The organism is Acinetobacter lwoffii, assembly GCF_024129685.1.
Lineage (GTDB): Bacteria > Pseudomonadota > Gammaproteobacteria > Pseudomonadales > Moraxellaceae > Acinetobacter > Acinetobacter lwoffii_X.
The window spans coordinates 84,958-99,339 of sequence record NZ_JAMXXL010000010.1; the positions used below are offsets into that span (position 1 = coordinate 84,958).

Sequence of the window (14,382 nt, forward strand, 5' to 3'; positions counted from 1 at the left end):
CTTACCAACGCGTGCGATAATTCAAACCTAAAATTGTAATTTTGGTATCTGTTTTTACGTTTAAACCTGCATATGGGTTTAATAACAGGTTATTTACCCCTGTCTGGTTGGCTAAACTACTGGTATTTGCTGGAATCTGATCTTTGCTACGCAAGAAACCAATTGATAGATCCAGATCAGTGTCTGCATCAAAACGGTAACCCACACCTAAACCAAATAACTGTGCACCATTGATCGGTACCATGGTATTACGCTTATTTTTTGGAATAGCACTGGTCCGTGGTTCATAACCTGCCCGAAGCTTCAAACGGTCTGTAGCGGAATACTCCATCCCGATACCAAAGTTCCACGGCGATTCAAATCCCATCGGTAAAGCCAAGGTTGAGTCAGTAACATTGGCAGACAAAATTTTGGCAATTTTTAGGGCTGAAATGGTACGATCAAATTCGAATTTAAATTCGTCCCAGACCTTGTAATCTGTCCAGCCAATATCAAAATTCACTTGCAAATCTGGCATCACTTTATATTTGATACCTGCCTGAAAATGCGCCGGATATTCAAAATCCTGCGACACCAGACCAGATTCACTCGATGGTATGTAATTAGGAAATCCAAGAATTGCAGCCAGAATCTGGCCGGTCGGTGAGGTCATTAAACCTTTAATCATTTCCTGAGGAGCTTTGGCATTATCAATATGATATTTACCTTTTAAGCGCATTTTTGCAGCACTTTGGTACACCATACCAAAACTAAAGTCTTCGCGCGGTTCCCACAATATTCCCAGGTTATAACTTGGGCTTAAGTTCTGCTCAAGCTCCAGTTGCATTTGACCAAACTTGCCAAATGGGTTCATCCCCTCATCCGCATTACAGATCCCGAGCAAAAGAATATCTGTAATAATGTCGGAATTTTCTTTAAACGGCGTACACACGACTTCGTCGATCATACGCAACATCCCAATCAACTCATTCGGGAAACGCAAGTCCGTTTTCATCCCGATGGCTTGATAAGACATCCCGATAGAAGCACCAATCGACAGTTGGTCATTGACCTCATAACCGATGGATGGTGACAGATAGGTAATCCGCTCTAAAGCAACCTGCTGTCCCATAAAGTTTGCCGGGTTCCCATCTTCATGACCAAAACCTGCCATGAGAGGAGCATAAACAGCAGTCGCATAAGTGGCTTTCGATCCAGGGGGATTGTATGCGATCCCCATCGTGGGTGCAGTCAAAGGAAGACCTTCGCCTAAATCCACCATTTTTTTCAGAAAAGGAACATACAGGCTGACATATTCCACATCGCCTTTGACTGGGCCTTTAAAATCGGTACACAAATCAGATGAAACTTCAGGACCGTCATTACAGACAATAGGATCATCAGAATAGCCAAATACGTTATATCCGGCCGGTACTGAAAACTCACGCTGGATATCAAAATTAGCCACAATGATTTGCTGTTCGGTTTGCAGACCATCAATTTTAGTCAGTGCAGCCGGGTTAAAGTGGATGGCATTGACCCCTGGAGGATCTGCGGTGACGGCATTCCCCATGGATAGTGCACGTAAATCAACTGAAAGGTTGGTTCCCAATTGTGCAAAGGTATAACTTGAACAGCCCGCAAGAATAATTCCTGTTAATAACGGGCTAAGTCGAATGTTTTTCATACGACACCCCTATTAACTAATTTTTTTACCAAAACCTAAAATATCAAGTGGGAATGACAGTCCCAACGAAACATCCGGTGCATCTTCGGTCAGCCCTAGGCCAACGGTACCATTAACAATTGTTTCTGGAGAAACTCGCACCCCTAAGGAAATTGCAAAGGTAGAACTGGTCTGATCTGCAGCAGAATAACTTTCACCAGTGTTATAGTTAAATTCCGCACCAGTATTAAAGCTTTGCTGATAGGACATGGTCATCGAAACATCATAGTTAAATGAATATGCGAAACCAAAGGCAAAGCCTCCACTAACACCAGGTTCAAACTCCTCAATAATCCGGCTACCTCGACGCTGATTCAGGCCCGATTCTTTAAAACCATAGTTCGCAGAAACCGATGCAAACAATACAACTGGGTCAATGTATTTACGTGTACTAGCACCCACTCCAGCAGAGTAATAGCCCTTTCCTGCTGCCAGATCTGTCGCGGCATTAATTTCATAAGGGCTATCACCGGTTTTAGTTGATAAATTACCAAATAAAATCAGAGGCAGACGACCTGCTTTTAGTGGGAAGGGCTCCCAGCGAGCACCCAGACTAATATCACCCAAGCCTGCCGTAGACGTATCTTTTAACAAGTCAGTTTTAGCCACTAAAGGTAGGGATGCAGTCAAGGTCAGGTTATCTTTCACGCCATATTGGAAAGTGAAAGTATTAGTCATACTATGTGTTGCATTTTCTTGAACACGTAGTTGATACAATTGGCCCTGAGCCATTTCTATATCGAGTTGAGTGTCCCGATAATAGGTATAATCAATATCGTAATATGATGAAATTTCACCTTGTTTTATCAGAGAGTATTGGCGTTCATTTGACGTAAATACTTCTTCCAGATTAGCTGCCTGAGTAGCATCTCCTTCTTGTTGCTGTAAAGCTTGAGATGCATCTACTACCTGGCCAGCCTGAGTCTCTACAGGTGCTGCTGTTTCCACGGCAGCCTCTTCAACTGCTTCATATCCACCTAGTTCCGATTCTTCTGCAGTCTGCGTTTTGACCTGCCCGGTTTGAGCCGGTACAGATGCAGCAGTTTCAACAACAACTTCTTCATCAACCGTTTCGTATTCACCTAGTGCTGGTTCTTCTGCAGCAAATGCAACGCCCATTACCATTTGAATGCTCAGTGCCAAGAACGTCTTGTTCATCCATTTACTGTTCATATCCATTTCACCATTTTAATTTTTATTACTGTTTTTCGTTTTATTTATTCTTGTAATACAGTCTCAGGAAGTTATGTTGATATTCCCCAAATTGTTCTGACTCTGTATTACGATTACGGTCCATACGGATCGTAGAAGCTTTATCAGCAATTTTTTCCATATAAAATTGTGGGTACTGCATGTCAACCAAGGCATAGCGATTGATCGTAGCATCTTCTACATGGCGCATATCTGATTCTTTTAATGCTAGAAAATTTTTGCGATATTGTTCAGGTACATTAATCAGGAACAAAGTATTATTTTCCCAAATATCCTGAAAACGCCGTTCCTCAAAACTGATATTACCAAGTGCCGGATCTGCAACATAAACCCGGCCATTTTTATAACCTTTATAAACTACAAAATGCTTAAATCCCGCATAAGAAATCGGAACAATGGCAGGCTGATCTTGATTGACTAAATCTTTGAACTCTCCTCGATAGCCTCCACTTTCCAACCCTAAGGCTGAAACAAAGCGCTTCATATCAAGCAGAGAAAAACTACGGCGTTCAACAATTTTATCTGTTTCACCGAATTTCATTAGCCCACTCATGACTTGCTGCTCATCCAGCTGCGTACCGACATAACCATTGAGGAGGGTCGTAAGTGCTGCTGAACCACAACTATAATCATAAGCTTGACGTACAATGCCCTGAAACTGATCTAGAAGTGCCGGTTTTACTTCTACAGTTTCACGGTGCATACGCACAAAAGAGTCATTTCTTGAATCAAGAACTTCAGTATAGTGAACAGCCCCATTCGGCTGTTTTTTGATATCCAGAGCTTCTTTGGCAGCGTAATACATCAACGCCGAGCCCAACGCGATCTCTAACATAATTATTAACTTTTCTTATAATGGGCATGATGTGCCTATTTTTCTTTTTATAGAGCATTCACTCTACTTCCCTGTAACTAGAAAGATACCTGCTTTTTCAAAAAAATACAGTATTTTTTTTATTTTTTAGATAAGTGAGATAGTCATAAAAAAGCGCGTGTAAACACGCGCTTTTTTAAAATAAAGATTAGTGACCCGAAATGGTAATAATTGCGCCTTTAGTATAACTACCTTGAGCTTGAGAGTAGAAAGTTTGTAAACCTTGAACTTCCATATCACCAATTGATGATCTTGCTTCACGGTTACCTAAATGAATACCTTTAATGTATTGGTCTTTCGCCCCAGTATCATTACTTACAATACGAACATGCGCTGCCTTACCTAACTGAGCTGTAGTACCTACATAAGCATCGTTATATACAGAAATATTCTGACTAATGGTTAAATTATTAGAATCCGCATCTGCAATTTTGATACTTTCAACAAAAATCTCACCGGCTTCACGTGTAGTCACTGGAGTCGTACCTACAAGCCCCACTGCTTTATTTTTAGACGAGTTATCTAAAATACCTAGGTTTTTAATTTCTAGACCACCTACCATTACACTATTCATCTTGATCATAGCGCCTTGTGGAGCAGCACCCAGTTGAATATTGGCATTTATCACACCAGTTTTAACGTCAAAACCACTAATGATGTCGTTTACAACACCGGCACCACCTCGACGAATCGAATCCGGATCATCTGTACCAGATGCAGTTACACCAATTCGGCCAACTTTGATATCTAGACCCGATACTTGTGCAGCAACATTAATGAAAGGATTACCAGCACCAGCATCCGAATCAATTACCAAGTCAGCAAGGTTACGGGATGCAAGTAAATAGGCACCATTATTGTCATAATTGGCACCGATTACTACACCATGCGTTGCAGTAGTAGGATCAGCAAGAGCAGCAGCATCAGGTGCTGTATCAGTCTTACCACGGATTACGATCGCACCTGCTGTAGAAGTACCTCCGAAACCCGCCTCATTTGCAACACCTTTTGGCGCTAAACCGTCGTTATCATGGATAAATAATTTTTCAATAGCAATTTTCGAGATGCCAATACCAATTGTCAAACCGTCTTGACCCGTTGTTTCGCTTAGAGATGCATCATCCATTGCTTGCATCGCCATCGCATTGGCACTAAATGCAACTGAAGTCGCTAAAACTAATTTTGTAAATTTTTTCATTGTTTACTCTCCCAAGAGTACTATTTTTTTTGGTTGTGAATTACTCAGTGTTTAGGCTGTATTTTTTATTTTCTGACAGCTTAAGCATCTTTCCTTGAGTAATTTGCTAGCCCACTTAAATTAGCGTCGAGTCAAATTTTGATCAACTGTTGTTGGTCGCAATCTGTCGCTTACCGATAAACGGTATTTCATGATTTAAAAATATTTTCCTGGCGTCTTGATATAAAATAGTAAGTCATATCGAACTCTCCATAACTGAATGACCGAAGCTCTCTATCATCGTCCCTTAAAGTTTGAATCACGTCTGGTTACAGATCTATTATCCGCATTGAAGACATTGGATCATCTAGTGTATTTAAATAATAATGGTCGGCCTTTTATTGCCTGCTGCGCTCAAGAATATTTTGTTGCGCCGACATCACAAATTCAGTCTTTTAAAAGAACAGGGATTGAACAATATCAATCCAGCCCATCTGAATTTAATTTAGTGATTGATGCATTAAAAAATCCTCAAGAGAATGGCTTTCATGGAGGCTATGTTGGTTTTATCGGCTACGATTATGCGGCTCAACAATATATTCAGTATCCAGACCATCCTCAACCTGGTTTATTTATTGGTCAATTTCCTTCCTACATTAAACCAACCCCTGATGGCTGGATGTTCTATAGTGATGATCCACAGGCAGAACAGATTTTCAATCATATTCAGAACCTACTTAATCAAGATAAAATTCACCCGACATTTCATTTAAAAAATCCTTGTACCTCACGCTGGACCAAATCTGTCTATACTCAGGCTTTTCAGAAAATTCAGGACTATATTGTTGCAGGTGACTGCTATCAGATTAATCTAACCCAAGAATTTAAAGGTCGTGCCCAAGGCTCCCTCTTAGCCACTGCCCAAGCATTCTGGGCATTAACCGAAGCCCCCTATGCGGGTTATTTGCGTATTGGTGATTTTGAATTACTCAGTTGCTCACCCGAGTTATTTATTGACTTCGAAAAAAATCGGAAAATTATCACCAAACCAATTAAAGGCACCATGCCACGCTATAGCGATCCTGTGCTAGATGAACAATCTAAACACAACTTAAAAACATCGGAAAAAGATCAGGCAGAAAATGTCATGATTGTGGATTTATTACGTAATGATTTAAGTATTTATGCGGAAACAGGTTCAGTTAAAACACCCAAATTATTTAATATCGAAAGTTTTAATCAAGTGCATCATATGGTGAGCGAAGTAGAAGCGACCTTAAAAGCGGATGTGAATCCTTTCGAGGTGCTAATGTCAGCCCTACCAGGTGGCTCAATTACGGGGGCACCTAAAATTCGTGCCATGCAGATTATTGCTGAATTGGAAGGTGCAGCACGTGGAGCTTATTGTGGCTCAATGGGTTATTTTAATTTTGATGGTACCGGTTCCTGGAACATTCTGATTCGTTCCCTCCAAAAATATCAAGAAGATGTTTCTTTATGGGCGGGCGGTGGAATTACTATTTCTTCAGATTGTGATGCAGAATATCAGGAATGTTTTGATAAAGTTTCAGCGATGCTGGATCTATTAAATACATGGTATCAGCCTGAATAAATAAAAAAGCGAATCATTTGATTCGCTTTTTTATTTTGAATCCAGCCTAATCCTCATTTACCAAAGGAGGGAATCCTCTAATTCAGTAAAACTAAGAAGACCCTTCTTTTATAAAGAGGAGTTTGGGGAGATTAAGCTAAAATATCGTTTTTCAAGGTATCGACTAAACGCTGATTTTGCTCATCTGTACCAATAGTAATTCGCAAGAACTGGTTAATACGTGGCTTGTTAAAATAACGCACGATAATGCCACGTTCACGCAACTCCCTTGCAAGCTCACCTGCATCCTTAGATGGCAATGAGGCAAAAATAAAGTTGGCACTCGATGGTAAAACTTTAAAACCAAGCTCATTTAATTGGGACACCAACTTTTCACGGCTAGCAATCACTTTTGCATTTTGTGCTTCAAAGTAGGCTTGATCTTCAAATGAAGCGACCGCTGCAGCAATCGCAAAACGGTCCATCGGATAAGAGTTAAAGCTATTTTTGACTGCTTCAAGTGCTACAATCAAATGTGGCTGGGCAATCGCAAAACCAACACGCAAACCCGCAAGAGAACGTGACTTCGATGTGGTTTGACATACGACTAAATTCTCATATTTCTCAACCAGCTTAACTGCTGATTCAGCACCAAAATCCACATAGGCTTCATCAATCACCACCACTGAATCCGGATTGGCTTGCAGAATTTCCTCAATGGCTACCAAGCCTAGATCAATACTAGTCGGTGCATTAGGGTTAGTGATAATAATGCCACCATTAGCTTGTTTATAGTCATTTACAACAATTTCAAAGTCATCATTCAGTGGCAAGATTTTGGTTTTGACGCCGAAAAACTGACTATAAACCGGATAGAAACTATAGGTAATATCTGGATAAAGTACAGGCCGTTCTTGAACAAAAAATGCTTTAAAGATATGTGCCAAAACCTCATCTGAGCCATTGCCGACAAAGACGGTTTCAACAGGTACATTTTGCTGTTTAGCGATCGCCTGTTTCAGTTCAGACGCATCCGGATCTGGATATAAACGCAAAACGTCTGCTGAATTTGCCAATACCTGTTGTACTGCCGCAACCACTTTGGGTGATGGCGGATACGGATTTTCATTGGTATTAAGTTTTAAAATATTCTGGATTTTTGGTTGTTCGCCTGGGATATACGGTTCTAATTCACGTACTTCAGGACTCCAAAAACGCATTTGTTCTGTTGTGATATTCATTTTGTATTCTCTTTAAACCCTCTCCTAACCTCTCCCTGAGCCATATATGGCGCAAGAGAGGAATTTTCATTACTAAAGACACAAGATTTTTGTGGTTTAAATTCTCCTCTCCTTTTAGGAGAGGGTCAGGGAGAGGTGGTAATGCTATTTATGATTGATAACGATAACGTGCTGAACGCGCATGCGCATCCAGGTTTTCTTGTTGCGCCAAGATATCCGCGGTTTTTGCTAAAGTTTTTACACCTTCTTGTGAGCACATGATCAAACTTGAACGCTTCTGGAAATCATAGACACCAAGTGGCGATGAAAAGCGCGCAGTACCTGAAGTTGGCAAGACATGGTTTGGCCCGGCACAGTAATCACCAATGGCTTCAGGCGTATAACGACCCATAAAGATTGCACCTGCATGACGAATGCTATCAGACATTGCTTCTGCATCATCTAAACATAACATCAAATGCTCAGGTGCCACCTGATTAATCAAATCCGATGCTTCCTGACGGTCTTTTACGAGCACCAAAGCACCACGATTGGCAATCGAAGTACGGGCAATTTCTGCCTTTGGCAATGTTGCCAGATGCATTTCTATTGCCTGTTCAACGGCATTTAGCAACTGTTCATCTGGTGTGATGAAAATGGCTTGTGCCACAGTGTCATGTTCAGCTTGCGAAAGTAAATCCATCGCCAACCATTCAGCATTATTTTGGCCTTCGGCATAGACCAAAATTTCAGAAGGTCCTGCAATCATGTCGATACCGACCTGACCGAACACCGCACGTTTTGCCGCAGCAACAAAACGGTTGCCTGGGCCGGTAATTTTATCTACTGCTGGGACAGTTTCTGTACCGTAAGCCAATGCCGCAACCGCTTGCGCGCCACCAATTGTAAAGACACGCGTTACGCCTGCCAGATATGCAGCCGCCAGTACCAATGGGTTTAAATCACCATTCGGCGCAGGCACTACCATAATAATTTCAGGAACACCCGCCACATGTGCAGGCACTGCATTCATCAATACAGAAGATGGATAAGACGCCAGACCACCCGGTACATAAATCCCGACACGATCCAGTGGAGTCACTTTCTGACCGAGTGTATTTCCTAAAGCATCGACGTAGGTCCAGCCATCCTGTTTTTGTACCTGATGAAACTCACGCACGCGTACTGCAGCAAGCTCCAAAGCTTCGCGCACTTCAGTTGTTAAGCCCTCAAAGGCAGCTTGTAGTTGCTCTTGGCTTAACTCTAAATCTGAAAATTGATGTGCCGGATGTCGATCGAACTGTTGAGTGAGTTTAAGAACTTGAGCATCACCATGTTGACGAACATCAGCAATAATTTGGTCTACAGTTTTTAAAAGTTCAGGATCATTAACAGTTTCAAAAGCCAACAAGTCAGCAAATGCTTGCTTGAAGTTTTGATCTTGGGTCGATAAACGTCGCATCAATTTACCCATCAGGTTTGAATTCGAAGGCTTTAGTTTACCTGTTTTCCAGACTTTTGTCGGCAGCTATAGTGCTCTAGCCCTATGAGTTTTATTGGAAATAACTTTTGGTCAAATTGATGAAAGAATTTACATCGTATTTATGTTCAATCGAATAAAAAAACCGCCCTGAAAGGACGGCTTTTTTAAACAACAAGCTTAAGCATGTTTGGCCTTTTCACGTGCTTCAACCGCTTGTTCCAGTTGAGCCAAAATCGGATTTAATAATGCTTGCTTACGCTTGAAGCTGGCTTTATTCACGATTAAACGCGAAGACACTTTGCAAATTTCTTCAAGTGGCTCTAAACCATTGGCACGCAAGGTATTGCCTGTATCTACGACATCGACGATGTAATCGCCCAGACCAACTAATGGTGCAAGTTCCATGGAGCCATACAGCTTGATCACATCCACTTGCTCACCCAAGCTGGCATAGTATTGACGGGTCAAATTCACGTACTTGGTCGCAATTTTTAAACGACCTTTAGGACGTTGCATCCCCACCTTACCGGCGGTCATCAATTTACATACCGCAATTTTCAGGTCCAATGGTTCATAGACGTTTTGCGCGCCATGTTCCATCAATACATCTTTACCGGCCACACCAATATCGGCTGCACCATTTTCAACATAAGTCGGTACATCTGAAGCACGTAAAATTAGAATACGAACCTGTTTATGCGTGGTCGGGAAAATCAATTTACGAGATTTATCAGGATCTTCTAAAAGATTAATCCCTGCTGTTTCTAGCAAAGGTAAAGTCTCTTTTAAGATACGCCCCTTACTTAATGCCAAAGTTAAACCATGATCAAAATTGCCCATTACGTCAAAGTTTGGATCATCGTTTCTCATATCGCTCATTAATTTACTCGCTTAATTTGGGCACCTAAACTTTGTAACTTTGCTTCTACATCTTCATAACCGCGGTCAATATGATAAATGCGGTCAATCAGCGTTTCACCTTCAGCGGCAAGTGCTGCCAGCACCAAAGAGAACGAAGCACGTAAATCTGTTGCCATTACGGGTGCGGCAGAAAGTTTTTCTACACCCGTTACCACAGCATCATTACCTTCTACCTGAATATTGGCACCCATACGTGCCAATTCAGGAACATGCATGAAACGGTTTTCAAAAATCGTTTCAGAAATTGTCGCAAAGCCTTGAGCAATGGCATTCACAGCCATAATCTGGGCTTGCATATCGGTTGGAAATTCTGGATGTGGTAAGGTTTGGAAGCTGACAGCTTTCGGACGTTTACCCAGCATATCCAGTTCAATCCAGTCGTCACCACGGGTCACTTCTGCGCCCATTTCTTCAAACTTGTCCAGCACCGCTTCCATCAGGGACGGATCAGTATGCGTGGTTTTGATACGACCGCCAGTGATCGCTGCTGCTGCCAGATATGAACCGGTTTCAATCCGGTCAGCAACAACCGCATATTCACAGCCATGCAGACGTTCGACACCGGTCACAATTAAAGTATCGGTATCTAGACCTTCAATCTTGGCACCCATCTTGATCAGCATTTGCGCAAGATCAGTGATCTCAGGTTCACGTGCTGCATTGCGAATCGTGGTCACACCATCGGCCAACACGGCAGCCATCAGAATATTTTCTGTCCCACCCACAGTCACCATATCAAAGACAACTTCGCCACCTTTCAGGCGACCATCGACTTTGGCATGTACATAACCGGCTTCGACTTCAATCTCGGCGCCTAAAGCTTCTAAAGCTTTCAAATGCTGATCGACAGGACGGGAACCAATCGCACAACCGCCTGGTAAAGACACTTTTGCACTGCCATAGCGCGCCAATAATGGACCAAGCACCAAAATAGAAGCACGCATAGTTTTTACGAGCTCATACGGTGCGAACTGGTTATCTAATGTAGAAGTATCAGCAACAACCGTATCGCCTTCATAAGTCATGGTGATCCCAAGACCAGCAATCAGCTTCACCAACGTATTGACATCTTTTAGATTAGGAACATTTCTGAGCGTAATCGGGGTATCAGCAAGAATCATTGCTGCCAATAATGGAAGTGCTGCATTCTTTGCACCAGAAATGCGCACTTCACCTTCGAGCTTGATACCGCCCTGAATTAAAAATTTATCCATTAAATGATTAAGCTCCAAATAAGCTTGCTTTGCGCCATTCTTCTTTTGTCATCGCGCGAATCGTTACTGCGTGAACTGCACCACTGGCAATATGGGCATTGAGAGGAGCATAAACAGCTTGTTGGCGTGCAACTGGACGCTTACCTTCAAATTGATCATCCACAATACGGAGATCAAATTTTCCGCCCTGACCACTCACAGCAACATCCGCCTCTGGAAAAGCGGCTTCTAAAATTTCAGCGAGCTGTTCATTATTCATCACAAGACCTCTTATAGGACTAAGGGTGTAAAACGAGCCATTTTACTATAAATAGCAAAAATAATTCATGGATCCATACATTATATATATAAAAAAAAGAGGCTTTTAAAACCTCTTTTTCATCATTTGTCCTTTATAGAGCTAAAGGATGCTGCTGTAAATGCATTTCCCGGTATCGATCAATCTGCCGTTTCAATTTTTCGGTCAATATTTTAATTGAGGTATACATATCATCTGCGGTGGCGTGAGCAAAAAATTCAATGCCCGGTAATCGGATAATAGCCTCTGCGATATGATTACTACTGCCCTTTCTAGAGCGTTTATCAATTTGATGATCTTTCGAGAGTTTCACTTGCATACTATTCACCTGATCTAGGTGCTTCGTCATCTGTGAAAACTTGATTTTTATACTTTCTTCAATAGCTGGCGTAATCGATAAATGATGTCCACGAATTGTTATTTGCATAGTTCTATCCCTCACCTTCGTTAGGATTAGAAGAGTCACAATATAAAATAATTTAAATACAGCAACTTATAAATAAAATATCCGTATTTTAAGTCCTGGATCAAATCATTTTACTGCTCCTCAAAAGAAAAAAAGATTCATTATGCTATCATAATGAATCTCTAGAATAGCCAGATTTCAAATTTTAGATCAAGACTTTTCGTTCAGAAGATGAAGGAATATGTAACGATTCACGATATTTCGCCACCGTACGTCGTGCCACATCAATGCCTTCATCTTTTAACATATTGGCAATTGCATTATCAGACAAAGGCTTGCGGGCATTTTCTTCGGAAATCAGTTTTTTGATTTTGGCACGAATAGCAGTAGAAGATGCTTCACCACCTGAAGTCGTGCCAACGTGACTCGAGAAGAAATATTTCAACTCGAACAATCCACGTGGGGTCAGCATATATTTATTGGTGGTTACGCGCGAAACTGTAGATTCATGCAATTCAACTTCTTCGGCAATATCTCTTAAAACCAGAGGTTTCATGCCTTCCGCCCCAATTTCCAAGAACATTTTTTGATGTTCCACAATACAAGTTGCGACTTTCAATAATGTTTTATGTCTTTCATCGATACTTTTGATAAAGTTCTTTGCTTCCAGCATCTGATTACGCAAGTACTGATTATCATCGCTTTGATCTGCACGACGAATCATTTTTGCATAAAAAGAATTGACCCGTAACTTTGGCAGGACATCCGAGTTTAAATTGACTTGCCAGCAGTTATTCTTTTTCATCACCACGACATCTGGCACCTGATAATCCGATTCCTTGTTTTCAAATTCCAGACCCGGGTGAGGTTTCAATGTTTTTAGCAAATCTACGGCACAGCGCAACTGCTCTGGATTTAAGCCAGTCTGTTTAATCAGCTTAGGAAGCTCATTGGTAATCAACAATTCATAATGTTGCAGAAGTTTGATCGCATCATTTCGGCAAGACGTTGATGTAGGTAAATTATCAAGTTGGACCAATAGGCATTCTGCCAAGCTTCTAGAGCCTACACCCACGGGATCCAAACGCTGAATATGCTTTAATACGACCGCAACCTCATCATCTTCAATTTCTTCTTCAGACCCCATAGAAGAGAGTAAATGTTGTACCGATGCAGTAATTTCACTCAACTCTGCATCTAAAAAACCTTTGTCGTCTAAAGAATCCACGATGCAATAAGCGATTAATTTATCAACCTGTGAAAAATTCAACAGATTAATTTGTTCTAGCATATATTCTTGCAGGCTCTGATGTCCTTGACGATTATCTTCACGCTCTTCGAACTCGGCTGCCCCCAGACTTGTAGGTTGATGGGTATAAACATCATCCCAATCGGTATCTACAGGTAAGTCATCAGGCAGATGATCGGCATTAAGTTCATTGGTTAGATCGTGATTTTCATTATTTGATTCAATTGTCGATAAGCTTTCAAGGGTAATTTGCTCTTCAACTTTTTCTAATAGAGGATTACTATCAAGTTGCAACTGAACTTCTTGCTCCAATTCCAGACTTGAAAGTTGTAATAGCCGAATTGCTTGCTGTAATTGTGGAGTTAATGACAGCGAGTTCGCAATTTTTATGCCCACTGATAATCTCATTGTTACCCCCCTTAATAGAAAATCCCGTTTTATAAGCAATTTTTATGCCGTTTTATTTTTTATAACACAGATTTACTAAAAAACATACAAATTGGATTTTAAATTCCTAGCCTTTCGCGACTAATAATTTTTAAATACTTAATTTTTCGCACAAAAAAACACCCCCAACCTTAGTTGGGGGTGTTTCGAATAATGAGCTGGCGATGACTTACTCTCACATGGGTAATCCCACACTACCATCAGCGCTAAGAGGTTTCACTTCTGAGTTCGGGAAGGGATCAGGTGGTTCACTCTTGCTATGGTCGCCAGCACAACTGTTTATGGATACTTGCTAGGTCTTACGTTTTGCCTTGCTTTCTACCAAATAGAATTCATTAACAGGTATATCTGAGTTGGGTATTTTGTTCTTTAGCGTTCACTAAATCAAGCTGTTTTGCTTAATATCGAATCGATTGATGCTTAATACAACAACTGTTTGGGTGTTGTATAGTCAAGCCTCACGAGCAATTAGTATTGGTCAGCTTCACATATCACTATGCTTCCACATCCAACCTATCAACGTCGTAGTCTTCAACGGCTCTTTAGGAGACATAAAGTCTCGGGGAAATCTTATCTTGAGGTAGG

Annotated in this window: 12 protein-coding genes and 2 rRNA genes; 1 reads left to right on the forward strand and 13 read right to left on the reverse strand. The window is 41.3% G+C overall.

The window, feature by feature from the left end; genetic code table 11:
- Position 1 precedes the first annotated feature (1 nt).
- The 4 genes from filD to filA form a co-directional block, all read right to left on the reverse strand.
- Positions 2 to 1,666, reverse strand: a complete 1,665-nt coding sequence (gene filD / locus NI464_RS07020) for a putative pilus system OmpP1/FadL family transporter FilD (protein ID WP_004279160.1) — start codon at positions 1,664 to 1,666, stop codon at positions 2 to 4.
- A gap of 12 nt (positions 1,667 to 1,678) precedes the next feature.
- A complete protein-coding gene (gene filC, locus NI464_RS07025) occupies positions 1,679 to 2,884 on the reverse strand; it encodes a putative pilus system protein FilC (RefSeq protein WP_005247185.1) in 1,206 nt (401 codons plus the stop codon).
- 34 nt (positions 2,885 to 2,918) lie between these two features.
- Complete coding sequence (gene filB / locus NI464_RS07030) at positions 2,919 to 3,752, reverse strand: putative pilus system C39 family peptidase FilB (protein ID WP_180038488.1); 834 nt, start codon at positions 3,750 to 3,752, stop codon at positions 2,919 to 2,921.
- Positions 3,753 to 3,939: 187 nt separating this feature from the next.
- A complete protein-coding gene (gene filA / locus NI464_RS07035) occupies positions 3,940 to 4,989 on the reverse strand; it encodes a putative pilus system protein FilA (protein WP_180038487.1) in 1,050 nt (349 codons plus the stop codon).
- A gap of 259 nt (positions 4,990 to 5,248) precedes the next feature.
- Between filA and NI464_RS07040 the strand changes: the two genes are divergently transcribed.
- Positions 5,249 to 6,580 (forward strand): anthranilate synthase component I family protein, encoded by a 1,332-nt coding sequence (locus NI464_RS07040; protein ID WP_253138039.1) that lies wholly within the window; start codon positions 5,249 to 5,251, stop codon positions 6,578 to 6,580.
- Between the two features lie 131 nt (positions 6,581 to 6,711).
- Here the strand turns inward: NI464_RS07040 and hisC are convergent, their stop codons facing one another.
- The 9 genes from hisC to NI464_RS07085 form a co-directional block, all read right to left on the reverse strand.
- Complete coding sequence (hisC, locus tag NI464_RS07045) at positions 6,712 to 7,800, reverse strand: histidinol-phosphate transaminase (RefSeq protein WP_253138041.1); 1,089 nt, start codon at positions 7,798 to 7,800, stop codon at positions 6,712 to 6,714.
- 148 nt (positions 7,801 to 7,948) lie between these two features.
- Positions 7,949 to 9,253: a histidinol dehydrogenase gene (gene hisD / locus NI464_RS07050; RefSeq protein ID WP_253138042.1), complete on the reverse strand. Its 1,305-nt coding sequence runs from the start codon at positions 9,251 to 9,253 to the stop codon at positions 7,949 to 7,951.
- A gap of 186 nt (positions 9,254 to 9,439) precedes the next feature.
- The gene (gene hisG / locus NI464_RS07055) at positions 9,440 to 10,141 is read right to left on the reverse strand and encodes an ATP phosphoribosyltransferase (protein WP_195725120.1); all 702 of its coding nucleotides are present in this window, start codon (positions 10,139 to 10,141) and stop codon (positions 9,440 to 9,442) included.
- Complete coding sequence (gene murA, locus NI464_RS07060) at positions 10,141 to 11,397, reverse strand: UDP-N-acetylglucosamine 1-carboxyvinyltransferase (RefSeq protein WP_004279150.1); 1,257 nt, start codon at positions 11,395 to 11,397, stop codon at positions 10,141 to 10,143. Before murA ends, hisG begins: the two co-directional genes overlap by 1 nt.
- Positions 11,398 to 11,404: 7 nt before the next feature.
- A complete protein-coding gene (gene ibaG, locus NI464_RS07065) occupies positions 11,405 to 11,656 on the reverse strand; it encodes a BolA family iron metabolism protein IbaG (RefSeq protein ID WP_004730742.1) in 252 nt (83 codons plus the stop codon).
- 133 nt (positions 11,657 to 11,789) lie between these two features.
- Positions 11,790 to 12,122 (reverse strand): ribosome hibernation-promoting factor, HPF/YfiA family, encoded by a 333-nt coding sequence (gene hpf, locus NI464_RS07070; protein ID WP_253138043.1) that lies wholly within the window; start codon positions 12,120 to 12,122, stop codon positions 11,790 to 11,792.
- Positions 12,123 to 12,306: 184 nt separating this feature from the next.
- Complete coding sequence (locus NI464_RS07075) at positions 12,307 to 13,758, reverse strand: RNA polymerase factor sigma-54 (protein ID WP_004279145.1); 1,452 nt, start codon at positions 13,756 to 13,758, stop codon at positions 12,307 to 12,309.
- A gap of 195 nt (positions 13,759 to 13,953) precedes the next feature.
- A 5S ribosomal RNA gene (gene rrf / locus NI464_RS07080) occupies positions 13,954 to 14,068 on the reverse strand.
- Between the two features lie 176 nt (positions 14,069 to 14,244).
- Positions 14,245 to 14,382 (reverse strand): 23S ribosomal RNA (locus NI464_RS07085); the annotation flags it as partial.